Here is a 27,000-nt window from a genome sequence, read left to right as displayed (position 1 = left end):
CTGTCGAAGGACTTGTGGTTCATGGTTCGACAAGCTCACCACGAACGGTTTTTTAAAATATCTGACTGACAAAATAAGATTGACTGAGTACTAGGATCTCATGAGCTTGTCGAATGGTTCACTATTTATGCCCTTTGGATACGAACGGATTTTTTAAACTGCCCCGTCTTAAATTGGTAGCCAAATGGCCTAAGCCCTTTGGTGCTGCTCGCTATGCTCAGACCCCATGCTGGCTAACAGCGAAGAAAGATCATCGGCATGCTCTTCCTCAACAGTGAGTATTTCTTTCAGCATACGCTGCGTGGTAGGATCATGCTCACCCAAATACATCACCATTTCGCGGTAACTTTCAATAGCGATACGTTCGGCAATTAAATTTTCTTTAATCATCGAATTAATACTATCGCCCTCAACATATTCGGCATGGCTACGCTCACTCAAACCCTCTGGAGAAAAATTAGGCTCACCGCCTAATTCCGTAATGCGTTTGGCCAAACGGTCCGCGTGAACCATTTCTTCAATCGCATGTTCCAAAAATTCAGCTTTAACGGACTCTGAATGAATGCCTTTTGCAGTGAAGTAATGGCGTTTATAACGCAATACGCACACCAATTCGGTTGCCAGCGCTTCATTCAACAATCTAATCACTTCTGCCCGGTCGGCGCCATAGCCTTCAGTAACTGCGCCGCCTTCAATATTGATGCGGGCGCGTTCGCGTAGGGTTTTAATATCTGACAGCGTTGTTGAATTTGCTGTGGCGCTTTGGTTTGTAGACGGTTTCATTGTAGTGTCCTTAGTAGTTGCCCATAGTAAAAAAATCCACGCACTGACTAACAAAAAGCAAGGCAAAACGTGCGAAAAGATTTTTCCTTCGTATATCCAGGAAAGATTTATGTGTTTAGCGGGTTGCTTAGAGGTGGAATCGAGACTTTGCATCACTAATGCACAGGTGTGCGGCATTCTCATCCAAGGCTTCAGGGCTAAACGCTAGGTAACCATTGTAGATGAGGGGGGTATAGGTTTTTTTGGATAATGTTCCGGCCATTACGCCCATACTAAAAACAAGGCCAATTACTAAAATAAATGAGCTTAATTTAAAATTTTTCATGTTTTTATTTCATGGGTTACATTATTTGGGAGAGCTAGGCTGTTTAAGGCGGGTTTGTCATTCGCTTGACCTACTACAGTCCTTTTTTGATCCACTTAAAACAGCCAGAAGGCAATTTCCCATCTCAAGTTGCTTTTAGCCCAACATTTTTTTGTCTTGATTACGTAGCTTGTCACGTTGAAGCTGTTGCCATTCGGATAAGCGTTTTTCGGCTTCAACTTTGTCCTGCACATAGCTATTTTTATAGGGTTTACCTATAAAATAATTTTGTTTGCCGTCAATTAAATCCAGTTGATCATGGGTAAACCAGCTCCATTGGTCTTTAACATCATTTTTAATTTGTTCCCAATTGCTTTTAATTTGGCTTTTCATTTGTTTCTCTCATTCAAAGGTTCATGAAAATCAGTAAGGTTACCCGTAGGTATAGGTGACAAAACACACACGTTACAAATGCCATTTCATATCGGTACACCGGAATAGTGGCGAAGCTTTTGTTTTGTAGCCTTAGAATACGGTGATATTTTTTTATTGTCTGTTAGCTAGCGCACATAGCTAAAATTTTGTTGTCAGCCAAAACTTTCACTAAGCGCATCATGGTTAAATAAAGTTTTCATCGGTCTTTGCCTGGTTGTCTGTCAGGTAACTGTCCAATGTCTCTTGGGCGTTGTGCAAGCTGCGCCGCATTTGCCTGCAAAAAATAAGGCAAAGGTCATAAATTGAAATTTTTGTCGGAAAAAGCTGCCAAAATTTTTTACGCTATCTCTGAAAAAATATAGGGGTGGGCGAGCAGTTACGTTATTTCATGCATGTTCTTAAGGTCAGTTTCTCAGGATTTTATGAAGCCTGCATCATAAGCCGCGATTATTTCCCGTACCCGATTAGGGTAATCCGATACCAAACCGGTTACGCCAGCTGCCAGTAAATATCGTAGTTCTTCGCGGTCGTTGCATGTCCAGATATTGACACCAAAATTTGCTTTGCGAATTTTTTCAATATGGGCAAGATAGCGCTGACTGGCTCTATTACTGAAATCATTGTGCTTTAAGTCTTTATAGCAGGCCAAATTGTAAGCATTCACTTTAAGCTGGCGTAAATAACTTAACGGCGCTTTTAAAGGGATTTCCGTGAGCGCCGCTGTAGCGATATGAGCTGATTGTTGGCGTATTTGCCTTAGCAGATCATGCTCAAAAGAAGAAATAAGCACGTTATTTTCCATGTTCAGCGCTTCCACAACTTCCAGTACACCAGTAACCAATCTTGCACTATTATCGCGCAGTGCTTTAAGTTCTATATTGACGCTCATGTCGATGTTTTTAGCCAACGCTAGGGTTTCCATCAGCGTGGGTATTTTGACAGCACCGGAAGCATAAAGCTGACGCTCTGCGGGGCTGACAAATTGAGCCATCTCATCAGCGGTTAAGCTATATAAAAACGGCAATCTTTCTGTATTGGGAAGCGCCAATTGCGCAATATACCAGCTGCCAGCATCTAAACGCCCCAACTCTTCGACAGTAAAATCTGCAATTTTATAATTATTACCGCCAGGGAATTTTTTGACCACATCCGTGCATCGGGTCAGCTGTTCATCGTGATGAACAATAACGACACCGTCTTTTGACAAACGTACATCCATCTCGAACATTTGGCAGCCAAAGGTTTTGGCTTTGGCAAACGCCACCAGCGTGTTTTCAGGCGCATAAGCTCTAGCGCCCCGGTGCGCTATATTTAGAATTCGGGGTGATGTCTCTAATTTCATAGTGTCCCAGTTGTTACAGGCTTGTTGTGTGCAAAAACGCTTTATATCAGCTCGCTATTGCTAGCCATAATACAATAGGCGCTAAGAATCAGATAATGAACGGTTGACGTAGCCAACACTAGCAATTTCAATAAATGAAGGATAAACCAATGCAAGGCCAAGATGGGATTTTTTAAACAATTTGTAAAGCTAACCGGAGGGTTTTGGAGTTCTAAAAATAAAAATGCTATACGCAAAGATACAGCATTACTTATTGTGCTGACCATCATGCAAATTAGTATTGCTATTGGCATTGCGCAATGGAACAAGGATCTTTTTGATGCACTGGAAAAGCATTCAATGTTAGATTTAATTACCCAGATAGAATTGTTAATAGGCATTTTCCTGGCCAACATCATGATAACGACGACGCATCTCATTGTTAAAAGGCGTTTGCTTATCAGTTGGCGCTCGTGGCTTACCAAAAAAGTTATTTCCAGATGGATGCACAAAGGCCGGCATTATCAGGTGACTTTTATGTCAAAATCCGACCATGACAATCCTGATGGACGTATTGCAGAAGATATCCGCATAGTGACCGAAGAGGCTGTCTCACTGGCTCTTTCACTGTTTTACAGTGTTTTGTTGCTGGTAAGCTTTAGCAAAATTCTGTGGACATTATCGGGTACCGTTGTTTTAAATCTAGGCTCATTTTCGCTGCCTATTGTGGGCTATTTGGTGTGGATTGCTATTATTTATTCGTTTTTCGCCTCCATATTAGGCTGGTGGATGGGTAAACCACTGACTGTTGCAACCAATGCGCGGCAAACCGAAGAAGCTAATTATCGGCATGAACTGATAAAAGCCCATGAAAATTCCCAGGCGATTGCCTTAATTCATGGCGAGGACAACGAACAAGAGCGTTTTATTGACTCATTTCGAGCTATTATTGCCACCTATCAGCAACAAACAGCGGCGTGGACACGCATTCAAATATTTACATCAGGCTATTCGGTCATATCAATGGCGCTGCCCATTCTGGCCGCTTCACCGCGTTATATTACGGGCGCAATAACGCTGGGTACATTAATGCAATCTGTCCAGGCATTTGGGCACATGGTTTCTGCGCTGTCTTGGCCGGTCAATAATATGGCAGAAATTGCTAAATGGCGCACTTCGTTTGAGCGCGTTGTCAATCTGGTTAAAGCCTTGGATGAGCTGGATCAGGATATAGAAGGACTTGCTGCGCACCAAATTTGTGTAGATACGTCAGAACAACCGCTATTGAAGTTTACCGATGTCACTATAGCCAATTTGGAAAATGAAACCATCTCGGAAACTATCAATGATGAAATTAAAGCCGGGGAACGGGTTTTGATTTGCGGTGAAACAGGCGCAGGTGAAAAATTGTTCCAGGCGATTGCTGGTTTATGGCCGTGGGGTTCTGGTCATATTGAAATCCCTACCGAGGAGCCTTTGTTTTTTATGCCACCACGGCCTTATCTGCCAAGCGGTACGCTGCATACGGCTATTTTTTACCCCAAAGCCGTAGCTTCACTCAGACGGGCTGATTTGGAAAAATTGTTGAAAAAAGTAGGGCTAAAAGATTTAGCCAAGCAGCTTGACCAAGTGCAATCATGGGAACAGCTACTTTCCCGTGAACAACAACAACGTTTGGGTGTGGTTCGCGTTTTATTGCATAAACCCAAATGGATTTTTATCCAGGAAGCCCTGGATTCACTAACCCCCGATGGCGAAATACAAATGCTGGAATTATTGGCCAAAGAGCTTCCTGATGTCACTATCATGAACATTACCAATCAGCCCACGGCTGAAGATTTTCATCAGCGCAAATTAAAAATCTAGCCTGTCGGATATTTTAGTCACTTAATAGAAGGAAACAGATCATGGATCATGCCACACTGGATAAACACGATAAAAAACTACGTGGTGTCAATCTTGGCGGTTGGCTGGTGCTGGAAAAATGGATGACCCCCAGTTTGTTCGAAGGCTTGAAGGCAACCGATGAAACCAGCTATTGTGTTGAGCTGGGTACCCAGGCCGAATCACGCTTAAAGCAGCACTGGCAAAGCTTTATCACCCGCGATGATTTCGTCTGGCTGGCCAGCATCGGTATTAATGCGGTGCGCATTCCGCTTGGGCACTGGATTTTTGGCGCAAATTACCCCTATCATCGCGTGTATGGCGAATCACGTTATCCTTTTGTTGAGGGTGGCATTGATATACTCGATCAGGCTTTTGAGTGGGCACAAGCGGTGGGTTTGTCGATAATACTGGATTTACATGCCGCGCCAGGCTGTCAAAATGGCTTTGATAATGGCGGCATTAAGGATGTGTGTGACTGGCCTACCGATAAAAGTTATATTGAGCATTCATTGTGGGTGCTGGAAAAGCTGGCTGAGCGTTATCAAGGGCAGGGTGCATTACACGGGATTGAGGTGTTAAATGAGCCGCGTTGGGATATCGATACCCATCTGCTGAAACAATACACAACCGATGGCTACCATCGTATCCGTAAGCATTGCGCCGCTGAGGACGTGGCGGTTATTTTTTGTGATGGCTTTCGCCCCTATACCGAGTATCTTGAGTTTTTAATGCCGCCAGAATTTGAGAATACCGTGCTCGATATTCATCGTTACCAATGTTTCACTCGGCAAGAAATTGATCTGGATATTTTTGGACACCTTAAACAAACAATCGTAAACTGGAAGCACGAAGCAGAGCTCATTGGTAAAGACATGCAACGCGGTACTTATGTGGGTGAATGGAGTTTGGGTATGGATTTAAAAGTGGTGTCGCTTTGGGCTAACGGGCCTTTTAACCATGCACTGGAAACGATGGGTGAGTTTCAAAAAAATGTGGCGTATCGCGCCTATGCCTCTGCCCAATTAGCCACTTTTGAAAGCTATCTGGGCTGGTTTTTTTGGAGCTATAAAACCGAAACGGTACCGGCATGGTGTTTTCGTGATTGCGTTAAGAATGGCTGGTTACCGGATCAGTTTGGTTTTGATGGGGCTTTGTAACTATGGCTACCCATTTAAGCAAACAAAAGTTAGGTTGGTGTTGACGTTAGGAACCCCAACAACCACTGTTTCGCCAGTCAGCACATAATTTGCTTTATGAGCCAAAATATTTAACCCAACAGCCAATGTTTACAGGTTTTACGAATTATGTTTGCACATGGCCATACCTACTAGGTATATTTACATAGTTTTAACACTCATTATAGGGAGAGATGTCGTATGCACACACCGGAAAAGCTTCTTTTAGAAAATAAAGCCTGGTCACAAGAAATGGGCGCAAAAGATCCGGAGTTCTTTAAAAAACTAGCGATAGAACAATACCCTAAGTTTTTATGGATAGGTTGCTCAGACAGCCGCGTGCCTGCCGAAACGGTCGTTAATGCGCACCCTGGAGATATTTTTGTGCACCGTAATATTGCCAACCAGGTCCTTAATACCGATTTTAATTGTCTTAGCGTGGTGCAATATGCCATTAATGTACTCGCCGTTAAACACATTATTGTCTGCGGCCATTATGGCTGTGGCGGTGTTAAAGCGGCACTGCAACGCCAACAATCCAACCTGCTGGTGACTAATAAATGGCTGATGCACATTAAAGACGTCTACCGATTGCATCAGGATGAACTGGAGGCTTTGGAGCCTGAAAAAAGGCTTAGCCGCCTGATTGAGTTTAATACCATTGAACAAGTACAAAGATTGGCGTACACCTCCATCATTCAGTCGGCCTGGAAAAACGGTCAAAAAATCACTCTGCACGGCTGGGTTTATGGCCTGGAAGATGGCTTAATTACCGAACTCATTAAGGTAGAAGATGCGTCTAGCATTCCGACTATTTATCAATACACAGATGATCTTTAATTAAAAATTGCGGTCTTTAAAAGTATTATGAAAACACATATCAATTATTATCTCACCCACTTGCGCCAGGATATTCCTGCGGGAATCGTCGTGTTTCTGGTAGCGCTACCCTTGTGTTTAGGTATTGCCCTGGCATCGGGGGCGCCGTTATTTTCCGGTATTATTGCCGGATTAATTGGCGGAATTGTCGTGTCCTGGATGAGCGGTTCTCATCTGAGCGTCTCAGGGCCTGCCGCTGGCTTAACAGTGATTGTATTGAATGGCATTGAAACCTTGGGCAGCTTTAATGGTTTTTTAGTCAGCTTGGTGCTGGCAGGTGTTTTACAGGTCGTGTTGGGATTTTTAAAAGCCGGTGTGATCGGTGCTTTTTTCCCTGCGTCGGTCATTAAGGGGATGTTAGCGGCCATTGGTTTAATCCTGATTATTAAACAAACCCCGCATGCTACCGGTTATGATATTAGCTACGACGGTGATGAAAGTTATATGCAAGAAACCGCCGAAACCAGTTTCTTTGAGTTTTTTCAATCCCTGGAGGGTATTACCCCTGGTGTAACGCTGGTCAGTGCCGTGTCGTTGTTAATCCTGATTATTTGGGACAGTGCCTATTTAAAACGCTTTAGCGGGCTAAGACGCATTCCGGGGGCTTTACTGGCAGTGGTTTGGGGGATTAGCTATAACTTACTGGCAGTGCGCTTTGCACCGGATTGGGTGATTGGTGAAAAGCATTTGGTCGCCTTACCCCCATTGGGCAATCCCGCCGCATTTGTCGAACAGTTGTTGTGGCCAGATTTTAGCCATCTGGGCAATATTAAGGTCTACAGTATTGCCATTACATTAGCCATTATTGCCAGTCTTGAAACGCTGTTAAGCATTGAAGCAGTAGATAAGCTTGATCCTTATAAACGTACCACACCCACCAACCGCGAACTTAAAGCGCAGGGTCTGGGTAATATTATCAGCGGCTTGATGGGCGGATTGCCGATTACTGCGGTTATTGTGCGTAGTTCAGCCAATATCAACGCCGGTGGCCAAACCCGAATGTCGTGTTTTTTGCATGGACTATTGTTATTGGTGAGCGTGTTGTTTTTCTCACATCATCTTAATGCTATTCCGCTGGCGTGTTTGGCGGCTATTCTTTTACAGACCGGTTACAAGCTGGCGAAACCCAAATTATTTATGGAGTTTTACCGCAAAGGCTGGAACCAGTTTTTACCGTTTGCGATCACCGTAATCGCCATTCTGGTCACCGATTTATTGCAAGGCATTGTTATTGGTATGGCGTGTGGCTTCTTTTTTGTGTTAAAAGCCAATTATCAAGCGGCCATAACCCTCACCCAGCATAATTCGCATTATTTATTGCGCTTGCATAAAGATGTGTCGTTTTTAAACAAGGCGCTGCTGAGAAAGCATTTGAATACAATCCCTAAAAACAGTGTGTTGATTATTGATGGCTATAAAGCCCAGTTCGTCGATTATGACATTATGGAAACTATTAACGACTTTGTATTGACGGCAGCAAATCGTAATATTGCTGTTGAATTAGAAGGTTTTAGCGTAGCGACGACACCTACTTTGTAATGGTTGACAGTGGCGCTTCATAGGTTTTAAACGTCATCATCAGGTGATAAATTTGACGCGCCACCAGGCTGATAAATATTTTTCAGCATCCAAACAATAGGTAAAGCAGAATACAGACTGTGCGCCGAGGACACCAGATTAAGTACTCTTCTTAAAGGAGAGCCTTCTGGGCTACGTGAATGACTTGCTGTGGCCGATGATCTTTTAGGCGGTTGCTTGGTGATTTCCCCCAGAATAAATCCAACGCCACCGCCTAACCACAGCGTTCCTGGCGTAGCCACGTATTGTTGCAGCTTTTGTTGCACCTTTTTAAGCAAGGTAACCGTGCAGGCATCCAGCTTTTGTTGATGGACTAATAATTGACGCTCGGCATTTTTAATTTCAGTGCTTAAAGATTTGAATATTTTCATGGCTTTCTCGCATCTTGAGGCTTTAAAGGCATAGGTTTAAGGCTACGTAGCGTCGATGGAAATTTCAGGTAACGTTTTTTGCGCATTATTACCACACAAAGAATTAAAGCGAGTAGTAAATTAAAGCCTACGGCTAATAATGTGGCGCTACTCGTCGCCATAATGCCATATTCGACCAGACCCAAAACGCCAGCCACCATAAGACCCAGCCAAGCACCTACCAATAACAGCGCTACCATTACCCCCGCTATAATCATAGTGACTATGCTTTGCACTGCTCGCTGTGCTTCTAGCACAGCGAGCAGTAAATGCCCATGGCCTAATGCACGTAATTCGGCCAAGAGTGCCTGGACATTTTGCAGTACACCACCCCCATTAAGGGGATCGTCGTGTGAGGCAGTTTGTCCAAGCGCCTCAGGCTTTTTGGTGTTTGGCTTCATTACTCTACGGTCTAACGGGCACTTAACATACGGCTTAGTAAATAGCCGGCGGTGGCTGCAATAGCAATGGAGCTCACTGGATTTTCGCTAATATAACTGCACGTTTCGCCCATTACACGTTGTTCAGCGTCTCTCAATTGTCCACCTTTTTCACCCAAGTAATTGCCTGCTTTGCTGCTGGCCTTAGCGATTTTATCGCCCGCTTCATCAGCAAAATCGCCGGCTTTGTCTCTAAAATCTTCTGCTTTATCTTTAATGTCCATCATTATGTCCTGTCTTTAAACCGTATTATTACGGGAATTGATAGTTTTAACGTTTTTAGCGTAGCCATTCAATCCCCCTTTTTTCAAAGGGGGAAGTGAATACTTAGGTTTCAACAGACTTCCAATTTAAGGCGGGACAAAAACAAAAGTACACAGGTTGGGTTAACAATAATAACCTTGGCAATATGCAGGTAGCGTATTGTTTTAGGTTCATTTAGGCCAACCTACTTTGTTTGTCCCGCCTAAAGCGGATAAGTCTTTAGCGAAAGCTCAACATGCGGCTTATTAAGAAACCAGCCGCCGCTGCCATAGCAATTGACGTTACCGGATTTTCGCTGACATAATTGCATGTTTCATTCATTACACGTTGTTCGGCATCTACGAATTGTTCGCCTTTCTCCCCAAGATACTTGCCTGCTTTGCTGCTTGCCTTAGTGATTCTATCACTGGCTTGATCAGCAAAATCGCCGGCTTTATCTCTAAGGTCTTCTGCTTTGTCTTTAATGTCCATGATTATTTCCTGTATTAAATAGTATTTATATTAAGAGTGAGTAATGATTTTAATTGGCTAACGAAGCCTAAAATAGGCGACTTAATAAAAGTCCCGCCACTACCGCCATACCAATTGATGTGACTGGGTTTTTGCTTATATAGCCGCTAGAACTCTTCATTAAACGTTGCTCGGCCTTTTTGAGTTTTTTAGCTTTTTTACGCAATGCTTTAGCGGCTTTAGAGCTGGTGTTGGCAACCCTGTCACCTGCTTCACTTGCCATATCAACAGCTTTGTCTGTAAATTCCATGATGATTTCCTCTGACTTAAACTGATCTATAATTTTAATAAAATCGCAAATTAACGACCGGTTAATATCTGACTCAGTAAAACGCCGCCAGCTACTGCCATACCCATTGACGTAAATGGATTTTCACGGATATAAGCGCAGTAGCTATGGGTAGATTCTTGCTCGGTATTGCCAGCATGATTATCGTTACCATGCACCCGCCTACCGGCAGTTGCATGAGTGCTAGTTTTATGAGTAAGGTGAGCCGCTTTATGTCTATGTCTCATAATATACCCTCTAGATATAAGCCCTATTTATCTAGGCTATGGTTAATAACTGTCAAGAGTCTAACGACCGCTCAACACGCGACTTAGCAAAAAACCACCGGCTACTGCCATAGCTAACGCCATTTCTGGATTTTTACGGGTGTAATCGCAGCAATCGTTTACCAGGCGTTGTTCAAGTGTTTTAATTTGCTTACCTTTTTTAGTGACCGCATCAGCGGCTTGATTACTGGCATCCGTGATTTTATCAATCACATCGTGTGCAGAATCAGAAGCATCATCTATGGTTTTCATATTGGGTTTCTCCTATTTAAGGTTCATCTTATTTTTAACAGAAACGACACCGGTAACACCCCGGGCAATTTCAATGGCTCTATCCATATCGGCACGAGAACTTACAAATCCGCTTAATTGCACTTCACCTTTAAAGGTTTCCACGTTAACTTCTGCGGCACTTACGTTAGGATCTCTAACAAGCTCGGCTTTAACTTTTGTAGTAATGACAGAGTCGTCAACATATTCACCGGTAGCTTCGCGTTTGTGTGTTGATCCGCAACCTTGAGCACTCAGCAATGTCATAATGATAAAAAATGCGGATAAAAATTTGATAAAAAGTTTCATGGGTAAATCTCCATTAAGGCGTTTAAAGGTTGTTTATATTCCCAAACTGACTTCAGTAAGGTGCATTATCTTAAAAGTAAGCTCATTGGTATTATGATTAAAAGTCTTAACTTCTAAGTAAAACTGGGGTTTTTAAAACCTTGACGCTAATTTACGCATAAAACCAACAGTAGTCTGTACGGTATCGAACATATACACCGAGTTGATGGTATTAACCCTTGTGCGAGCGTGTATTTTGTTAGTAAAGCTTGAACTTTATTATGCCCACCCATTGCCCCTTAGCTTTTTTAACTGTCCGGGTGATCATTAATTTCTAGCCATAAAGCGTTAATAATGGCGCAAGCACAAGCCAGCGCTACCCCTAAAATCCAAGCGAAATACCACATAACGTTTGCCTTAATATAAAGTGTGCGGATTTTTTTGAATGTCTTCGACAATTATTTTTCCGCGTAAAGTACGATAAACCCAAGTCGTATAAGCCATAACGACAGGCATTAAAAACAGTGTGGCATAAAATAAAGTGTGTAAGGCGTAATAACTGCCACTGGAATCCCAAACCGTTAAACTGCTGGCGGGAGCAATACTGGAAGGCAGTATAAAAGGAAACATTGAGGCAGCCGTTGTCACCACCACATAAAAAACCACCACACTACTGACTAAAAAAGCCGATCCGGTAAAGCGTTTTACCGATAAAAACAGGACCAGCCAGCAGCCAATAATGGCAATTAAGGGGCATACCATTAACCAGGGATATTTTTGGTAATTATTGAGCCATAACCCCGGTGCTTTTTCGACTGTTTTTGATAATGGATTGGCAATCTGGGTGGTATCAATAACTGAAGTAATACGGTAACCCTCTACGCCAAAACTAATCCAAATACCCGCCGCAATAAAGCTTACCGAAAATATTAAGCCACTCCATAAGATAATTCGCCTAGCGCGTTTGGCTATGATTGCCTTGGTGCGCCAATGCAAAAAAACTGCCCCGTGAAAACAACATAAAGCAACCCCCACCACAACGCAAAGTAAGGCAAAGGGTTGGAACAAATCCCAAAAATTTCCGATATAGCTAGACCGTAAATCGTTATCAAATTGAACCGGTAAGCCAAGCAATAAGTTGCCCGCTACCAGGCTTAACACGACAGCAGGTAAAGTACCGCCTGCAAATAATGCCCAATCCCAGGCCGAGCGCCAGCGTGTATCAGCCAGTTTGCTACGGTAATCAAATCCGACCGGTCGTAAAAATAAACCAAACAATAAAATAAGCAAGGCCGTGTATAAACTCGAAAACAAGGTGGCATAAACTAATGGCCAGGCTGCAAACGTAATGCCGCCTAAGGTAATCATCCAGGTTTGGTTGCCTTCAAAAGTAGGCCCTATGGTGTTAAGCAAGACCCGGCGCTCATCATCGGTTTTGCCCAAGAATGGCAACAACATACCAATACCCAGGTCAAACCCGTCCATGACGGCAAAACCGCAGATTAAAAACACCAATACGCCCCACCAAATAACCCGTAATACTTCGTAATCAAACATGATCTATAGCCTCATCAGCGAGTTCAAGGTGATAACGGCCCGTATGTAAACTACTGGGGCCTAAACGGATATATTTAGTCATTAAGAATAATTCGATCACTAACAGGACGGTATAAAACACGAAAAAACCGGCCAGACTAAAATATAATTGCCCCACCTCAACGCTGGAAGCACTTAAATAAGTAGGTAAAATACCCGCGATTGTCCAAGGTTGGCGACCGTATTCTGCAACTACCCACCCGAGTTCATTGGCAATCCAGGGTAATGGCAGACCGTAAAACGCCAAGCGTAACAGCCAGCGCTGGTTATGTATGGTGCGTTTGGTGTTGTAATAAAAAGATGCCGTGAAAATAAATAACATCATAAAACCGCACAGCACCATCATACGAAAACTCCAAAACATGGGGGCTATTCTGGGTATGGAATGCCGGGTCGCCTCATCAATTTGCGCAGGGGTGGCATCGACTACCTTTTCGGTAAAACGCTTTAATAGCAGGCCATGGCCTAGGTCATCCTTATGAGCCTCAAACAGTGCTTTGGCTGGCATGTCGTTTTTATTTAAGCGTAATTTTTGCAAGTTCTCATAGGCAATCATGCCGCTTTTTATACGTTCGTGGTTTTTTTCAAGTATTTCTTTAATACCCGATACTTTTTCGTCTGTTGAGCGGGTAGCAATCAGGCCTAATATCCAGGGAAATCTAATCGCATAATCGGTGGACATCGTATCTTCGTTTGGTAAGCCTAACAGCGTAAACGAGGCGGGCGGTAGCTCGGTTTGCCATTCTGCTTCAATAGTGGCAAGTTTGGCTTTTTGCACTTCGCCTATGGTATAGCCGCTCTCATCGCCTAACACAATCACCGATAATACTGATGCCAATCCAAAGCCTGATGCAATTCTAAAAGACCGTCTGGCAAACGCGAGATCCCGATTTTTTAATAAATAATAAGCACTGATGCCCAAAACGAACATTGACCCGGTGACATAACCTGCGGCTACGGTATGCACAAACTTGACTTGGGCGACGGGGTTAAAGAACAAATCGGTAAAGCTGGTCAGCTCCATGCGCATGGTGTTGTAGTTAAACGCCGCCCCCACAGGATGGTTCATCCAGGCATTGGCAATTAATATCCATAACGATGATAAGCTGGTGCCTAAGGCCAGCAACCAAGTCACCATTAAATGTTTTACCGGGCTAAGTCGATCCCAGCCAAAGAAAAACAGGCCTATAAAAGTAGATTCCAGAAAAAACGCCGACATGCCTTCAATGGCTAACGGTACGCCGAAAACATCGCCTACATAATGAGAATAGTAAGCCCAGTTAGTACCAAACTGAAATTCCAGGGTAATACCGGTAGTAACCCCCATAGCAAAATTGATACCGAATAATTTGCCCCAAAACCGCGTCATATCCTTATAAACAATTTTATCGGACATCAGGTAAAGCGATTCCATTATGGCTAATAGAAATGCCAGTCCTATTGTCAACGGGACAAATAAAAAATGGTATAGCGCCGTTAGTGCAAATTGGAGTCTGGAAAGCTCGACAACTTCATTGATAATCATGGGCGATGCTCCTGGTTTTTAAGATGGCTATTGCCGGAATGCTGTTCGCCGAAAAGTTTGTCGGCCATAACAGCCGCATCGACCACGGGTTTATTACCGGCAAAAAATAACCACCACAACGCAGCCAGCATCATAAATTTTAAAACCAGTTCGCTAGTAATTTCCAAACGGAAAGTTGTTTTACGATTTTTCATAACTGATATCCAATGGCTACAGTCAGACTAAGTGGCTCGCCTTCACAAATGTTTAAAACAGCCATCGAAGCCGCAAGGACAAGTTATTTTGGGCTATCTTTTAAGTTCTAGGTAATCTGTTATGCCGCAGATATTAGAACGCACTTTTAATAACACCCCCCTCTACGCGAAGAGCCGCCCCTGTGGTAGCGGACGCAAGAGGACTGGCAATATAAGCCACCAGCGATGCCACTTCTTCTGGAGAGGCGAAGCGTTTAATAAGCGAGGCCGCACTTTTTCAAAAAATTCTTTTTCAAATTCATCAAACGACTTCCCTTGTGCCTTGGCAAGAGTATTAACAAATTCGCCTACACCACGAGATTTAGTGGGGCCAGGTAGAATACTGTTTACGGTGATGCCAGTGCCTGCAACTGCCTCAGCTAAGCCGCGTGCTAGCGCAATTTGTGCGGCTTTGGTCACGCCATAATGGATCATCTCGGCGGGAACCTGAATGCCACTTTCGCTGGAAATAAAAATAATACGCCCCCAGTTCATGCGTTTCATGTCGGGCAAGCATAAACGCGCCAGGCGAACGCCACTCATGACATTGACTTCAAAAAACCTCATCCAGTCATCGTCGGCAATGTCTTCAAAAGATTTCGGCTCGAAAATGCCCAGATTATTCACCAAAATTTCTATATTGGGGTACGCGTGGTTTAATGCTTGTGCAGCCTGTGAGGTACTTAAATCGCCCGCGAACCCGAAAACCTGAGTATTCCCGCTAGCTTTAAGACCGGCTATGGCAGCATCAACAGAAGCTTGAGAGCGCCCATTAACAATGACTTGTGCGCCCTCTGTAGCCAGTGCAGCAGCAATGGCATATCCTATTCCGGCAGTGCTCCCTGTTACCAGTGCAAGCTTATTGGTTAATTTCAAATCCATATTTAAGACCACTCAAAAGATTAACTTACGACCGATTCAGATTAAATGCATTTTGTTAGCCCGAAATATCGGGTTCAACAAGCTTGGCAAGTTGTTCCATGGACTCTTGCCATCCGAGGTAGCACATTTCGACCGGAATCGCGGTGGGTATTCCCTCCTGGATGATGCTGATATCGGTGCCGCAGGATACTTGCTTTAGCATAACTGTAACCTGCATTTCGCCGGGCAGATTCGGGTCATCAAACCTATCGATATATCTGATGCGTTCGAAAGGCACCAATTCGAGATAGTTACCGCCAAAGGAATGACCATTTCCTGTGGCGAAGTTCGTGAATGACATCTTGAATGTGCCGTCCGTTCGCGCATCCATATGGTGAACTTTGCAAGTAAAACCGTAGGGAGGCAACCATTTTGCCAGGGCATCAGCATCCAAGAATGCTTTGTAAATTTTTTCCGGTTTAGTCCTAAGGACACGATGGATTTTTACAGTACCTGACATGATATAAATTCTCCTTTCCAGAGCGGGGTATATTGCAGGGAATAAAGCGAAGTTGCGCTGAATGGGTAGCGCCTAACTTATCTTAAACCCGGTAAATTAACCCCTTAGTCTGAGAGCTTAGGGTTAAAAAGAATTTACTTTTTTTCCCGCTTATTGCGTTCAATCTGTTCTTCAGGGGAAATGTACTGGCCATTTTCGTACTGCTGAACCTCTTGAGGATGGTCGGTTTTCAAGGCCTCTTCTGTTTGCACAACGTCTGCCAGCTTGGAAAATTCTGCCTTATCTAAATTGCCGTCAAGACTAGTGTCCAATTTGTCCCAATATTTAGAAACATCTTCAGTGCTAAAGCCTTCCTCGCGGCTTATTAAGCCATCACTGTTTTTATCGACGCTGCTAAATGTCGGAAGATCGTGCTTACCTTGTGCCGGGAAATTAGGCGGGTCTTGAGCCCAGGCTGTCGAAAAAATCGTCAAGGATATGAATACGGTATAGCTTAGCCTGCTAATCATGAGGGTAGCTCCATTAATTACACAAACTTCAATGAGATAAACTGCTATTGCAGCGTAATAAACGCCACAATAACAGGCTGGTTTTGCAATTAAGATTGTTGGTCGCTGTGGGTTTCAGCGTATTTTTTGGTGGCTTTCGCACCTTGTTTTTTAGCTTTGTTGGTATGCCCCTGTGCTATCTGTGCATGATGGGCTGCGGTTTTATGGTCGCCAGAATCGTGATGCTTAACCGCTTCTTTGTGATGTTTAGCCGCTTGATCATGATGAGCTGCCGCTTTTTCATGGTTTTGCTTTGGAGTTTTGGTTTGAGAGGCTTTCTCATCTTTCGCTGGGGTTTTCTTTTGTGATGATTCCTGATCTTTTTCTTTTTGAGTTGCCATTTTTATCTCCTAGATAAAAAATTGAAAATAACTTCATGATGGTCATTAATTAACCAACAACTTCATATTAAGCAATTATCAAGGGTAATTCTGTCTGTTAGCACACATAACCGCGCTTATTGAAATGCAATTAAAGGTTTTCTCAGCAATTTAGAGTATCCCTGAAGCATAACCACAGCGAGTTTACCCATTTTGCTTAGGGCATACGATCCCCTCTCCTAGTTGGTTAGGGCTGGCGAGGTGTTAGTGTTCCAAGCTATTTAGCAGGTGATGTGGCTGCACTAAACCGGACACACCCTTTAAAAAAATAATTTATGCGGTTGCCCTAGGGGACTAAAGCGTCGGAAGAGTATTCTAATTTTTGGGAAAATCGGCACCTCGAGATACCGTTTCCCACGCTAAAAATTCTTTCTGAAGCTTATTAATTTTTGCCATCGCCCCATCGAAAGCATCGTTGCCAAGTAGCAAATGGTGAGGCGGATTACCTGAGTCAATCGCTTGCACAATGGCTTGAACAGCCCGTTTTGGATCGCCGGCTTGTTTACCTGAAACAGCACGGATATGTTTGCGCCAAAAACCTGCGGTTTTAGCATAATCCTCAATTTGGCGGTCACTTTCGTTTGCAGAACGACCCGCCCAATCGGTACGGAAGCCACTGGGTTCGACCAGCATTACCTTAATGCCTAAAGGTTCAACTTCTTGCCAAAGGGCTTCTGATAAGCCTTCCACTGCAAATTTGGTTGCATTGTAGTAGCCAAGTGAAGGAAATGAAGTCAGTCCACCGATAGAAGAAAAGTTGACGATAAATCCTTTTCGGCGTTTACGCATGGCGGGCAGCGCCACATGAATCATCCTGGCCAGACCAAATACGTTAATATCAAACATCCGGCGTACTTCATCTTCTTCGCTTTCTTCAACGGCTGCAAAATAGCCAATCCCTGCATTGTTGACCACCACATCAATGCAGCCAAACTCATACTCTGCGGCAATAATGGCCGCTTCAGCTTGAACATGGTCAGTCACATCGAGCTTAAGTATCAAGGCATCGCCTTTATGTGCCAAGTCTTTAATATCATCTGGATTACGGGCAGTCACAACCGTGCGATAGCCTTGTTCAAGTACGTATGAAGCCAGTTCTCGGCCAAAGCCTGTGGAACAGCCGGTGATAAACCAAACGGGTTTTTCGTTGGTGGGTGTAGTGTCAGTTGCCATGGTTATGTCTCTTTATATAAATGTGACTTTTCCTTACTCATCTTCTGTGTGGGCTTCAATGCTGACTACCTCACCTTGAAATGAAGCCACAGAAAAAATAATTGGTTTGCAACAAACGCTGCAATCTTCAACGTATTCCTGATTATTCACTGAGCAATCAACGATTACCTCAATTTGTTCCCCGCAATACGGGCATTGAATACTTTTAGTTTGGAGGCTGTATGTCATACGTCCATAATTGTGTTAAAAGCCACCTTACTTAATTAAGATGGCTTTTTGATTTTAATGGGCACTTATAAATAAGCGACCGCTGAGCTTACTGATTTTGTACCAGCGCGGGCTCAGTTTCACCGCTATGGACACCTCTTGCGGTTTCACAATGGGCTATTAGCACGTAACTATTTGCCCCAACACCGCTTTTATCCACCAAAATGGTATAAAGACCTTCGCCACCCTTCGCAATTGTTCCAACAGGGCTGTAAAGCGCATTGCCGCCTCTGGGATCAGTCGTTTGAGAAGCTAACCTGCCTTTATAGGCTTGTGCGCTGATTAAAGCACCCACTTTTGCTGCTCTTATTCGCGTGACAAATTTTCCGGTTGCCCCTGCTGAATTTCTGAAGCAGCGCATCTGATAAACATCAACGGCATTAGCTTTTGCCGCCAATGCACCATTGGCGGTATGTGCTGAAACTGCACTGCCATAACTTAAGGCAGTTAATAAGGTTGTGGCGGCAATATTTTGTAAAATTGTATTTTTCATGACTAAACCTCAGCTTGGCAAACTAACAATAAAATTAAAAAAGTTGATGAATTCATCCTGAAATTATCAACAGGAAACAAGGTAAACCAAAAGTTTGCGTTGCCATCTTTTATTTTCATTTTTCTAAAAGCTAATGAAAGCTTGCTTAACTGCTAGCAGTTAAACACTAGAAAAATTAAGCAGAAAAGTTTTTAGCCGCAAACTCCCAATTTACCAATGCCCAAAAGGCTTCTAAATATTTTGGACGCGCATTACGGTAATCAATGTAATACGCGTGCTCCCAGACATCGCAAGTTAACAACGGGGTTTGACCGGTTGTTAAAGGGCAACCGGCATTACTGGTGCTGAGCACGGCTAAACTACCATCGGTATTTTTAACCAACCAAGCCCACCCTGAGCCAAAAGTAGTCACAGCAGATTTAGTAAATTCTTCTTTAAACGCATTAAAAGAACCAAAGTTTTTATTAATAGCGTCTGCTAATAGCCCGGTAGGTTCACCGCCACCACGTGGAGACAAGCTGTTCCAATAAAAAGTGTGGTTCCAGACTTGGGCCGCATTATTGAATATACCCCCTGAAGATTTTTTAACAATATCTTGCAAAGATGCAGCTTCAAATTCAGTGCCGGGCAGTAAATTATTTAAATTAGTAACATAGGCTCTATGGTGCTTATCATAATGAAAATCTAAAGTCTCTTCAGAAATGTGGGGCGCTAACGCATTTTTAGCATACGGCAAGTTGGGAAGCTCAATAGCCATTGGATAATCTCCACAGTAAAGTAATTTATAAAAAGCCCGCTCAATAAAGCTAAGCGTATCAAGCCAGCTTTCTGACATTGGCCTCGCGACTCCACTGGCGTGTTTTAGCGGCGTTAATAAAGCCCTCTATGCTACTGATGGCTATGACGCCTGCATCAGGGTCAATACCGGCTTTTTCTAATAAGGCTTCACCGCCCTTATCCACACCAATGGCTTTCAAATGGCCAAAAGCGTCGCGTACAAAATCAACAGCAGCACCCTCTTTAGCCAATATTGCGGCGGCTTCAGCAGAAAGAATGACGGCAACTGCATCAAATAATACCGAAGGGGTACCGGCTAACTGCGTATCCACTTTTAAACCCGAGCCATCCGCAGATTTTATTTCGCCAATTTTTGCCGCAATTATTTTCAGTTTTGCACCGGCAGCAGTAACGGCATTCTTAAGTGCATTAATACTGGCTATATCCGAACCTTCTGCAACCAACACACCGATCATACGGCCTTGCAAGGTATCTTTCATGTTGCAGATAATTTGTAATGCAGGTGAGGGTGCTAATTTTTGTACCGGAGCAGCAACTGGTGGAGCTTTCGGCAAATCATCCATGCCAAGCCCTGCCGCCACGCGCTGGGCAAGGTTTTCTTCTATATGGCGCAAATGACCGACCATGGCTGTGAGGATATGCGGATGCTCAACTTTGGACAGTTCAAAGACCAAAGCAGAAGCAAGATGCGCCTGTTCGTAAACACTCTGGCTGATATAAAATTGCCGAGCCTGGCTGTAATGGTCGGCAAAGCTCTCAGCCCGAATGCGACCTTTAACCCCCGTTTCTTCTACCGCCGCCGTTTTAAAGCCGGTTTCCGGTTGCTCGGCGGGTGAGTTAGCTGCTAGCGTATTGGGTTCGTAATTAACCCGCCCAGTCGGCTGCATCATTTGCATGTGGCCGTCGCGCTGATTGTTGGCGAAGGGGCATTGGGGGGCATTAACCGGTATTTGATGAAAATTGGGCGAACCTAGACGCGATAATTGGGTATCCAGATACGAAAAAAGCCGTCCTTGCAATAAAGGATCGTTGGAGAAATCAATACCCGGTACCAAATGCGAAGGACAAAACGCCACTTGTTCGGTTTCGGCAAAAAAGTTGTCCGGCCAGCGGTTAAGCACCATGCGTCCGATCACTTTCAAGGGTATCAGCTCTTCAGGGATTAATTTAGTGGCATCCAAATGGTCGAACGGCAGGGCATCTGCTTGTTCTTGAGAAAACAGCTGAACAGCCAATTCCCATTCCGGAAAATCGCCGTCGTTGATGGCGTCAAACATATCACGGCGATGAAAATCCGAGTCAGCTCCGGCAATTTTAACTGTCTCATCCCAAACAGTGGATTGCATGCCCAGTTTGGGTCGCCAATGGAATTTTACGAAAGTAGATTTTCCGGCGGCATTAACCAAGCGAAAGCTATGCACCCCAAAACCTTCAATCATACGCAGCGAACGGGCTAAGGTACGGTCAGACATGATCCACATTACCATGTGCATGGCTTCAGGGGTAAGCGATATAAAATCCCAGAAAGTATCATGCGCGGTAGCCGCTTGCGGAAACCCGCGATCAGGTTCCATTTTGATGGCATGGACAAGGTCAGGAAATTTGATGGCATCCTGGATGAAAAACACAGGCACATTATTACCGACTAAATCCCAATTACCCTCTTTGGTGTAAAACTTGACGGCAAAACCGCGTACATCGCGCGGTGTATCCGCTGACCCTGCACCGCCTGCGACGGTTGAAAAACGGGTAAAAAGAGGGGTTTGTTCGCCAACTTCAGTCAATACTTTGGCTGTGGTGTATTTCTCCAGGGATTCGGTAAGCTCAAAAAAACCGTGTGCACCGGTGCCGCGGGCATGGACGATGCGTTCCGGAATGCGTTCATGATCAAAATGATGGATTTTTTCCCGTAAAATAAAATCCTCGAGTAGCGTCGGACCTCTGGGGTTGGCTTTCAGGGAATTTTGATTGTCAGAAATAGGCAAGCCTTGATTAGTGGTTAACGCAGGCTGAGCATCCGTACCCATCTGGTGCCACTCACCTCCATTGCCCACTGACACAGCCGATTCTTGCGCTTGTGATTTTTCTGGTTTACCGTTAACGGGTAAGGTAAGCGAATTTTTTGCTTTGGTCATCATGAATCTCCAATTATTTTGCACAACAACTTATTTAGCGTTACGCATCGCTGAAAATTAAAAACCTGTTACCTCTAAAACTGAGGTAAGCAATGCCTTTATTAATGGGTTAAATACAACAGATGCAGCGTAATTGCATTAAACTTACGCTGCATTAAATTTAAGTGAGTATGGCAATTTAAGCGGCGGTTTCTAAAAGCCGATCCAGGATACGAAGATGTGATTGCTGTGCAGGCAGGAGTTTAGTTTTAATTAAGCTACTGATATCGGTATGCAGTTCGGCATCTTCAAGCGCGTCTTCATAATCCTTAACGCCCTTTTTTTCGCCTTCTTGTAAAGACTTTAGCGCGGCTTGCTTACCTAATAAATTAGCCCCACCTTGCACTAATTTTGCCCACGTTCCCCAGCTGCCTGAATCTTCAGAAGGCGTTCCTCCAAGGCGTTGAATAAGGGATTGTAAGCTGGAAACGGAATCTTTATGGGCTTCGTAAAGCGGCATTAAAGATTCGGCTACCGATAGCCCGACATCGTCACGCAGTTTATTTAAGGCCTGTTGGTAGGTTTCTGTGGCTGATAATTCATCTTTTAAAAATTTGTTGAGTAATTTAATATTATCCATAATAAACCCCTGTGTGATTAACTTGGGGTGGCTTATTTCTAAAGTATAAGAATGAGCCAACCGTGAAAATTAAGTTTGCAAATTCAGCTAGCCCATTGGTGGAGTTGTCGACCAATCTTGCATTGCTTCATCGCCTGGGCGATCCACTTTAACTTTGCCGTCTTCAGTTGACGTTACCCAGCTTAAAGGGATGTAATGATGTTGACCTGCTTTATCTTTTTTCAGTTTGATAGTCGTTTGACCTTCCATATGATCAACAACGGAAAATTGTCCGTCTTCAGAACAGACAACAGGCATATCAGGTTTAATTTGGTCGGCAGTAGTCATGGTTTTTTCCTTTGGCTCAGCCTGAGCCTGTTGTGTTGATAATTTTAGTGAGCTTGGCTGCTTATTTAATAGCGCATAAAATAATTTATGCGCTAACCAAACAAGTGTGCCGCTTTGCAAGCAAACTCAATTACACCGATGTTTCTGTGGTGTAAGAAATATCTTCAGCATGGGCATCTTCAAATATTTTCTTAGCCTGATCAATCCCTTCACTGCTGGTGGTATGCACAGAAATCAAGGCATTGCCGCCATGCACTTTACCTTCATAACGTTTAGCTTCATATTCTGGAATACCCAGACCAATTAACGCGCCTGCCAGGCCACCGGTTGCAGCGCCTACTGCCGCACCCCCTAACGCGCCCATAATAGGGCCTGCGGCAATAAAGGGGCCAACACCTGGAATCGCCAAGCTGCCAATTCCCGCTAACCACCCCAGCACTGCGCCTGTGCTGATGCCTACCGCACCACCAATAGCAGCGCCTTCTGGCGATTTAGTGTGCTTTTCGTGGGCAAAATCCTTGGTAGTGGATTTGTCCGGAAACAGCACGGATATATCATTATTTGAAAACCCCGCTATCTTCAGGTTATTTACAATGATCTCTGCTTGATCAACATTTTTAGCAATACAAAAAACGGCTTTACTCATGACATTCTCCAAGGTGCGCTGTTAAGGCGCAGTAATTTCAAGTTGGTTATCTACCCGCACCACGCCACGTGTGCGTTTGGCAATTTTTTCAATTTTTACGTTTTCTGCCTTGCTGTCGACAGGGCCTCGCAAAGTCACCTGGCCGCTACGGGTAATTATTTTTACGTTTTGGGCGTTGACCGAAAAAGACTTGTCTCTCATTATTCTTTTGCGTATATGAGTGGTAATCCGAACATCCCTTTTGGTTTCTTTTTGGTTTTCTGGTGTTAATGTTGTGTCATTTTTGTCACGAACATTCATCTCGGTATTTTCCAAAACCGAGTTTTCTGCTACGTAGATTGCGCTACCCTGTTCAGCTTGAACAAGGCCAGTGGTCAGTATTAAACTGCTCGTAAAAGTGAGCAGAATCAATGAAAATCGCGTTGTCATAATAATCCCCTAACAGTGAGTTTTTTAAAGTAATTAAGTGGCATCATTGCCTGCTTGTCCTTTTAATTAGCATATTAGCACTTGCTTTTAAGCGACTAACAAGATTGTCGATGAACACTGGGATTAATCAATTGTTGCTTGGTAAAAACCTGTTATTGCATCCGCAACCTAATGAGTAATTTAGCGAATACTCAACATACGACTTAAGATAAAGCCAGCGCCCACTGCCATGCCTAGCGCAGTGACGGGGTTGTCATGAATATAGCCGCGGCAATCATCTACAAATTGCTGTTCTGCCGTTTTTAACTGCTCACCTTTTCTGCTGAGTGTTTCGGCAGCATTGGTGGTTGCATCCGCTACTTTATCAACCACTTCGTGCGCACCGGTTCTAACGCGGCTAACGGTATCATCAACATTGTTGTGTATTTCTCTGGGTTCCATAATAATTTCCTCTAAAATAATTAATTTAAAAACGTGCCCTCTTTAACCTGCTGCTGGCAAGCTAGTGAGTGACTCAAATAACTGGACGTTAATGGTTAAAAATCAAATAAACAATAACTAGCACAATAACCGGTACGCCCAATAACCAACCTAAAAAATATTTACCCATGAAACAATCTCCCTAAAATAGCTGTATCTGTGGTCGCTTATTATTTTTTGACTTGCCTTTAACCTAAGCTACCGAAATCGGTAATGATGCAAGTTGGTATAAAGTTTACTGGAAAGGCTTTTTAGAGTCGGTGCGGTGTCGCACATTGTGTAAAACTATTCTAAATAATTTGGTGGGCGATGGTAGCGGTGACATTACCAATAATATCTACTGCGGTTATACCGGCACTTGCATCAGAGTGCGCTTCCAACACAACGGTATGGGCCGGATTGTGATTAAGGTTGTAGCTGTTATAAGCCACGGGTGGGTAACTTACGTTCACCTGAAGCGCCACCGCTTTATCCAGGTTGATGGGAAGGCAGTTTTTTATAATAAATTTGTACGCTTCGCCCGCTAGCGCAACCGTGTTGATATTGACATTATGATGCTGGCTGTCCTGTAAAGTGATGACGCCATTTTTGATTTTAAACGCATCAAAATGAGGCGTGTCATTAGCATCGGCCGGGTTTACACTGGCGTTGGGCATAATTTTCTTAGAGTCTAAATCAATCTTATCGAAGCGATCTAAACCGTATATCCTGTCAAAATTGATGGGAATTTTGAGCGGGCTAAGCTGAAAAACACTTTCTCCTTTAGGAATGACCACGGTATCGGGATTGGCATGGCCTTTGACTAAATAATAAGTATCCTGATTAACATTATCGGGGCTTATGCCGCCGCCCCCTCTTAGCGTATTGGCACCGGTTCCGCCGTATAAATTGTCACTGCCTGTGCCGCCATAAAGTGCATCCGCGCCGCTATTGCCATAAAGATTATCCCTGCCCGCGTCACCATAAAGCTTATCAGCACCACTACCACCGTATAGCTTGTCATTACCGGCGTGGCCGTAAAGCATGTCGTTACCGCCTAGACCTAAAATAGTGTCATTATCAGCAGTGCCCTGAAGAATATTATTTTTGTTTGTACCTATTATGCTAGCCATGGGCGTTACCTCTGTGATTTAAATTTTATTAATTTGCTCACCTACAAACAGGCCTAAAAAGCCGTCATGATGTAAGTGAGTAAAACAGTAGGGGAATAATTGTTTATTTTCTGTGCGATGCCATACATTAGGGGAAAGTGTTTTTTAACACCCTAAATAACATGACTATTTTATGAATATGCTTTTCTATGTGCGCAACCGAACAGACTCATTTTTGTTATCTGTATATATTTGAATACAAGCAAAAATAACTTCAGCTTGAAATTTGTGTAGATACTGATGACTGTTTAGCGGGACAAATGCAGATTTAGGTTAGGCGGGTGATAACAAATCCGATACTTAACCCACCATAAGCTTTAGGCTGTTACTTCAGCCCGACCTAAATCTGCATTTGTCCGGTTTTTAATGGATCGTTTTAGAGGGTTTAAAGCCTGTTTTTACGCAATCTGCATTGCTGTATTTTGTTTTTAATGCTGAAATCACTACTCCACCGTCTCTTTTTAGGAAAAAACCTAGGCTATGAATCCATTATTAACCGTTAAAATGAAGCCCATCACCAAAACCTTTTTTAAAGGTTTGATAGCTATTATTCCGCTAACGCTTACCCTGTATTTACTGTTTTGGCTGGCAGCCACGGTAGAACTGGCTTTAGGGAATATTTTTAAACTTTTCTTGCCCGAAAGCTGGTATACCAAGGGTTTAGGATTTGTATTAGGTCTTGCTGTAGTATTCTTTTTCGGCGTATTTCTGGAATCCAGGCCATTTCGCCATTTGTTCCGTAAGTTTGAGGAGTTGGTAAATCAGATTCCGGTTGTTAAAAGCATCTATAGCGCAATCCGCGATTTTATTTCCCTGTTCTCTGGCAAACAAAAAGGTAAGTTTAAGCAAGTGGTGTTAGTTAATGTGCCTCACGGCAAAGGCCAGCAAATAGGTTTTATTACCGTTTCTGATTTTGGAGAGGTTTTGCCTACGCTTGTCAGCAATGATCAAATTGCCGTATTTTTACCTTTTAGCTACCAAATGGGTGGCAATACCGTCATTATGTCGCGGCAAAATATAATAAACATAGATATGTCGGTGGAAGATGCCTTACGTTTTATCGCAACCGCTGGCGTTGTCGGCAATGTGGAAGACGAAAAAAATAAAATTTAAGCCTATCTTTTCCTAGCTTGAAAATACCTTGATTAAGCCTGCCAGGTGTCACGTTTTAAATATTAAGTAAAACGTTTAAGCACCTTGTTTTTTCTATCTGGCAGAAGTTTTTTATAAAAGCTTCTGCCCTACTTTCTCAATTAGCAAAAATCAGGCTAGCCAATTAAGGCGCGACATCCATTCACCGTAAGTTTGTCAAAGGGCTTGTGGGTGATGATTTGATAAAGCCCTCATGAGCTTGTTGAATGGCTCAGCCTTTATGCCCTTTTGGGTACCAACGGTTTTTTAAAGCTGTCGCGTGTTAAGTGGATAGCCAAAAATCATAAGTTAATTTTTGGAAATTTAAATGGATACTTCAATGCACACCATGCAAACGCTATTTTGCCAATTAGGCTTAGATGATGATGAAAGACAAATGACGGCTTTTATTGAAAAACACAAGCCATTACCTCAAACAACACCGTTACCTGAGGCTTTTTTTTGGAGCGAAGCGCAGGCTACGTTTTTGATTGAAGCTGTAGAAGATGATTCCGATTGGTGCGAGATAGTGGATAGATTAGATTGTTTGTTGCGAGAAAATAAAGCGATATAAGCATGATTTTAACTG

At 43.5% G+C, this 27,000-nt stretch carries 37 protein-coding genes and 1 pseudogene; 6 read left to right on the top strand and 32 right to left on the bottom strand.

Going from position 1 to position 27,000, the window contains the following annotated elements; all coding sequences use genetic code 11:
• Positions 1-189: 189 nt before the first annotated feature.
• From ACHZC4_RS08005 to ACHZC4_RS07990, 4 genes are all read right to left on the bottom strand, one after another.
• Positions 190-783, bottom strand: coding sequence for a bacterioferritin (locus ACHZC4_RS08005; protein ID WP_394753309.1), 594 nt, complete (start codon positions 781-783; stop codon positions 190-192).
• A 127-nt stretch (positions 784-910) separates the two neighbouring features.
• A complete protein-coding gene (locus ACHZC4_RS08000; protein WP_394753308.1) occupies positions 911-1,108 on the bottom strand; it encodes a hypothetical protein in 198 nt (65 codons plus the stop codon).
• Positions 1,109-1,243: 135 nt separating this feature from the next.
• Positions 1,244-1,480 (bottom strand): hypothetical protein, encoded by a 237-nt coding sequence (locus tag ACHZC4_RS07995; RefSeq protein ID WP_394753307.1) that lies wholly within the window; start codon positions 1,478-1,480, stop codon positions 1,244-1,246.
• Between the two features lie 454 nt (positions 1,481-1,934).
• Positions 1,935-2,864, bottom strand: a complete 930-nt coding sequence (locus ACHZC4_RS07990) for a glycerophosphodiester phosphodiesterase (protein WP_394753306.1) — start codon at positions 2,862-2,864, stop codon at positions 1,935-1,937.
• 162 nt (positions 2,865-3,026) lie between these two features.
• Here ACHZC4_RS07990 and ACHZC4_RS07985 point away from each other — a divergent pair, with 162 nt between their 5' ends.
• The 4 genes from ACHZC4_RS07985 to ACHZC4_RS07970 all read left to right on the top strand — a co-directional run bounded on the left by ACHZC4_RS07985 (position 3,027) and on the right by ACHZC4_RS07970 (position 8,323).
• A complete protein-coding gene (locus tag ACHZC4_RS07985; RefSeq protein ID WP_394753305.1) occupies positions 3,027-4,709 on the top strand; it encodes an ABC transporter ATP-binding protein/permease in 1,683 nt (560 codons plus the stop codon).
• A gap of 41 nt (positions 4,710-4,750) precedes the next feature.
• Positions 4,751-5,887: a glycoside hydrolase family 5 protein gene (locus ACHZC4_RS07980; protein WP_394753304.1), complete on the top strand. Its 1,137-nt coding sequence runs from the start codon at positions 4,751-4,753 to the stop codon at positions 5,885-5,887.
• Between the two features lie 219 nt (positions 5,888-6,106).
• A complete protein-coding gene (can, locus tag ACHZC4_RS07975; RefSeq protein ID WP_394753303.1) occupies positions 6,107-6,745 on the top strand; it encodes a carbonate dehydratase in 639 nt (212 codons plus the stop codon).
• 27 nt (positions 6,746-6,772) lie between these two features.
• Positions 6,773-8,323 (top strand): SulP family inorganic anion transporter, encoded by a 1,551-nt coding sequence (locus tag ACHZC4_RS07970; RefSeq protein WP_394753302.1) that lies wholly within the window; start codon positions 6,773-6,775, stop codon positions 8,321-8,323.
• A 26-nt stretch (positions 8,324-8,349) separates the two neighbouring features.
• Here the strand turns inward: ACHZC4_RS07970 and ACHZC4_RS07965 are convergent, their stop codons facing one another.
• The 28 genes and pseudogenes from ACHZC4_RS07965 to ACHZC4_RS07830 form a co-directional block, all read right to left on the bottom strand.
• On the bottom strand, positions 8,350-8,733 hold the full coding sequence (locus ACHZC4_RS07965) for a hypothetical protein (protein WP_394753301.1): 384 nt from the start codon (positions 8,731-8,733) through the stop codon (positions 8,350-8,352).
• Positions 8,730-9,173, bottom strand: coding sequence for a phage holin family protein (locus ACHZC4_RS07960; protein ID WP_394753300.1), 444 nt, complete (start codon positions 9,171-9,173; stop codon positions 8,730-8,732). The genes ACHZC4_RS07965 and ACHZC4_RS07960 overlap by 4 nt, the downstream gene beginning before the upstream one ends.
• 11 nt (positions 9,174-9,184) lie before the next feature.
• On the bottom strand, positions 9,185-9,439 hold the full coding sequence (locus ACHZC4_RS07955) for a DUF883 domain-containing protein (protein ID WP_394753299.1): 255 nt from the start codon (positions 9,437-9,439) through the stop codon (positions 9,185-9,187).
• 256 nt (positions 9,440-9,695) lie between these two features.
• Positions 9,696-9,947, bottom strand: coding sequence for a YqjD family protein (locus ACHZC4_RS07950; RefSeq protein ID WP_394753298.1), 252 nt, complete (start codon positions 9,945-9,947; stop codon positions 9,696-9,698).
• Positions 9,948-10,014: 67 nt separating this feature from the next.
• Entirely contained in the window at positions 10,015-10,236 is a 222-nt protein-coding gene (locus ACHZC4_RS07945) for a hypothetical protein (RefSeq protein WP_394753297.1), read from the bottom strand.
• A 50-nt stretch (positions 10,237-10,286) separates the two neighbouring features.
• Positions 10,287-10,502 carry a hypothetical protein gene (locus ACHZC4_RS07940; protein ID WP_394753296.1) on the bottom strand — a complete coding sequence of 72 codons (216 nt, stop codon included), beginning with the start codon at positions 10,500-10,502 and terminating at the stop codon, positions 10,287-10,289.
• Positions 10,503-10,562: 60 nt separating this feature from the next.
• Positions 10,563-10,793 (bottom strand): DUF883 domain-containing protein, encoded by a 231-nt coding sequence (locus ACHZC4_RS07935; protein ID WP_394753295.1) that lies wholly within the window; start codon positions 10,791-10,793, stop codon positions 10,563-10,565.
• Between the two features lie 12 nt (positions 10,794-10,805).
• Positions 10,806-11,120, bottom strand: a complete 315-nt coding sequence (locus ACHZC4_RS07930; RefSeq protein ID WP_394753294.1) for a BON domain-containing protein — start codon at positions 11,118-11,120, stop codon at positions 10,806-10,808.
• Positions 11,121-11,407: 287 nt separating this feature from the next.
• A complete protein-coding gene (gene cydX, locus ACHZC4_RS07925; protein WP_394753293.1) occupies positions 11,408-11,506 on the bottom strand; it encodes a cytochrome bd-I oxidase subunit CydX in 99 nt (32 codons plus the stop codon).
• A gap of 10 nt (positions 11,507-11,516) precedes the next feature.
• A complete protein-coding gene (gene cydB, locus ACHZC4_RS07920) occupies positions 11,517-12,656 on the bottom strand; it encodes a cytochrome d ubiquinol oxidase subunit II (protein WP_394753292.1) in 1,140 nt (379 codons plus the stop codon).
• A complete protein-coding gene (locus tag ACHZC4_RS07915) occupies positions 12,649-14,220 on the bottom strand; it encodes a cytochrome ubiquinol oxidase subunit I (RefSeq protein WP_394753291.1) in 1,572 nt (523 codons plus the stop codon). Before ACHZC4_RS07915 ends, cydB begins: the two co-directional genes overlap by 8 nt.
• On the bottom strand, positions 14,217-14,414 hold the full coding sequence (gene cydP, locus ACHZC4_RS07910) for a cytochrome oxidase putative small subunit CydP (RefSeq protein WP_394753290.1): 198 nt from the start codon (positions 14,412-14,414) through the stop codon (positions 14,217-14,219). The genes ACHZC4_RS07915 and cydP overlap by 4 nt, the downstream gene beginning before the upstream one ends.
• A 133-nt stretch (positions 14,415-14,547) precedes the next feature.
• On the bottom strand, positions 14,548-14,634 hold the full coding sequence (locus ACHZC4_RS07905; RefSeq protein ID WP_394753312.1) for a hypothetical protein: 87 nt from the start codon (positions 14,632-14,634) through the stop codon (positions 14,548-14,550).
• 188 nt (positions 14,635-14,822) lie between these two features.
• A pseudogene (locus ACHZC4_RS07900) lies at positions 14,823-15,335 on the bottom strand (SDR family NAD(P)-dependent oxidoreductase); the annotation flags it as partial.
• A gap of 55 nt (positions 15,336-15,390) precedes the next feature.
• Positions 15,391-15,834 carry an SRPBCC family protein gene (locus tag ACHZC4_RS07895; RefSeq protein ID WP_394753289.1) on the bottom strand — a complete coding sequence of 148 codons (444 nt, stop codon included), beginning with the start codon at positions 15,832-15,834 and terminating at the stop codon, positions 15,391-15,393.
• A gap of 134 nt (positions 15,835-15,968) precedes the next feature.
• Positions 15,969-16,343, bottom strand: a complete 375-nt coding sequence (locus tag ACHZC4_RS07890; protein WP_394753288.1) for a hypothetical protein — start codon at positions 16,341-16,343, stop codon at positions 15,969-15,971.
• Positions 16,344-16,432: 89 nt separating this feature from the next.
• Positions 16,433-16,723 (bottom strand): hypothetical protein, encoded by a 291-nt coding sequence (locus ACHZC4_RS07885; RefSeq protein ID WP_394753287.1) that lies wholly within the window; start codon positions 16,721-16,723, stop codon positions 16,433-16,435.
• A 354-nt stretch (positions 16,724-17,077) separates the two neighbouring features.
• Positions 17,078-17,935, bottom strand: a complete 858-nt coding sequence (locus ACHZC4_RS07880; RefSeq protein ID WP_394753286.1) for an oxidoreductase — start codon at positions 17,933-17,935, stop codon at positions 17,078-17,080.
• A gap of 33 nt (positions 17,936-17,968) precedes the next feature.
• Positions 17,969-18,163 (bottom strand): CPXCG motif-containing cysteine-rich protein, encoded by a 195-nt coding sequence (locus ACHZC4_RS07875; RefSeq protein WP_394753285.1) that lies wholly within the window; start codon positions 18,161-18,163, stop codon positions 17,969-17,971.
• Positions 18,164-18,251: 88 nt separating this feature from the next.
• Positions 18,252-18,695 (bottom strand): hypothetical protein, encoded by a 444-nt coding sequence (locus ACHZC4_RS07870; RefSeq protein ID WP_394753284.1) that lies wholly within the window; start codon positions 18,693-18,695, stop codon positions 18,252-18,254.
• Positions 18,696-18,870: 175 nt separating this feature from the next.
• Positions 18,871-19,452 (bottom strand): superoxide dismutase, encoded by a 582-nt coding sequence (locus ACHZC4_RS07865; RefSeq protein WP_394753283.1) that lies wholly within the window; start codon positions 19,450-19,452, stop codon positions 18,871-18,873.
• A gap of 58 nt (positions 19,453-19,510) precedes the next feature.
• A complete protein-coding gene (locus ACHZC4_RS07860; protein ID WP_394753282.1) occupies positions 19,511-21,631 on the bottom strand; it encodes a catalase in 2,121 nt (706 codons plus the stop codon).
• Positions 21,632-21,806: 175 nt separating this feature from the next.
• Entirely contained in the window at positions 21,807-22,247 is a 441-nt protein-coding gene (locus tag ACHZC4_RS07855) for a DUF2383 domain-containing protein (RefSeq protein ID WP_394753281.1), read from the bottom strand.
• Positions 22,248-22,334: 87 nt separating this feature from the next.
• Positions 22,335-22,574 (bottom strand): DUF2171 domain-containing protein, encoded by a 240-nt coding sequence (locus tag ACHZC4_RS07850; RefSeq protein WP_394753280.1) that lies wholly within the window; start codon positions 22,572-22,574, stop codon positions 22,335-22,337.
• A gap of 130 nt (positions 22,575-22,704) precedes the next feature.
• Positions 22,705-23,220, bottom strand: coding sequence for a hypothetical protein (locus ACHZC4_RS07845; protein ID WP_394753279.1), 516 nt, complete (start codon positions 23,218-23,220; stop codon positions 22,705-22,707).
• A 21-nt stretch (positions 23,221-23,241) separates the two neighbouring features.
• Positions 23,242-23,649 (bottom strand): BON domain-containing protein, encoded by a 408-nt coding sequence (locus ACHZC4_RS07840; protein WP_394753278.1) that lies wholly within the window; start codon positions 23,647-23,649, stop codon positions 23,242-23,244.
• 180 nt (positions 23,650-23,829) lie between these two features.
• On the bottom strand, positions 23,830-24,090 hold the full coding sequence (locus tag ACHZC4_RS07835; RefSeq protein WP_394753277.1) for a YqjD family protein: 261 nt from the start codon (positions 24,088-24,090) through the stop codon (positions 23,830-23,832).
• A gap of 329 nt (positions 24,091-24,419) precedes the next feature.
• Positions 24,420-25,241: a calcium-binding protein gene (locus ACHZC4_RS07830; RefSeq protein ID WP_394753276.1), complete on the bottom strand. Its 822-nt coding sequence runs from the start codon at positions 25,239-25,241 to the stop codon at positions 24,420-24,422.
• 519 nt (positions 25,242-25,760) lie between these two features.
• Here ACHZC4_RS07830 and ACHZC4_RS07825 point away from each other — a divergent pair.
• Complete coding sequence (locus ACHZC4_RS07825) at positions 25,761-26,393, top strand: DUF502 domain-containing protein (RefSeq protein ID WP_394753275.1); 633 nt, start codon at positions 25,761-25,763, stop codon at positions 26,391-26,393.
• A 346-nt stretch (positions 26,394-26,739) separates the two neighbouring features.
• Positions 26,740-26,985 (top strand): DUF2789 domain-containing protein, encoded by a 246-nt coding sequence (locus ACHZC4_RS07820; protein WP_394753274.1) that lies wholly within the window; start codon positions 26,740-26,742, stop codon positions 26,983-26,985.
• The last annotated feature ends 15 nt before the right edge of the window (positions 26,986-27,000 follow it).

The sequence above is a fragment of the Crenothrix sp. genome (genome assembly GCF_043729335.1).
GTDB lineage: Bacteria > Pseudomonadota > Gammaproteobacteria > Methylococcales > Methylomonadaceae > Crenothrix.
The sequence above is the reverse complement of the archived record's forward strand: the minus strand, read 5'-3'. Positions and strand labels throughout refer to the sequence as shown.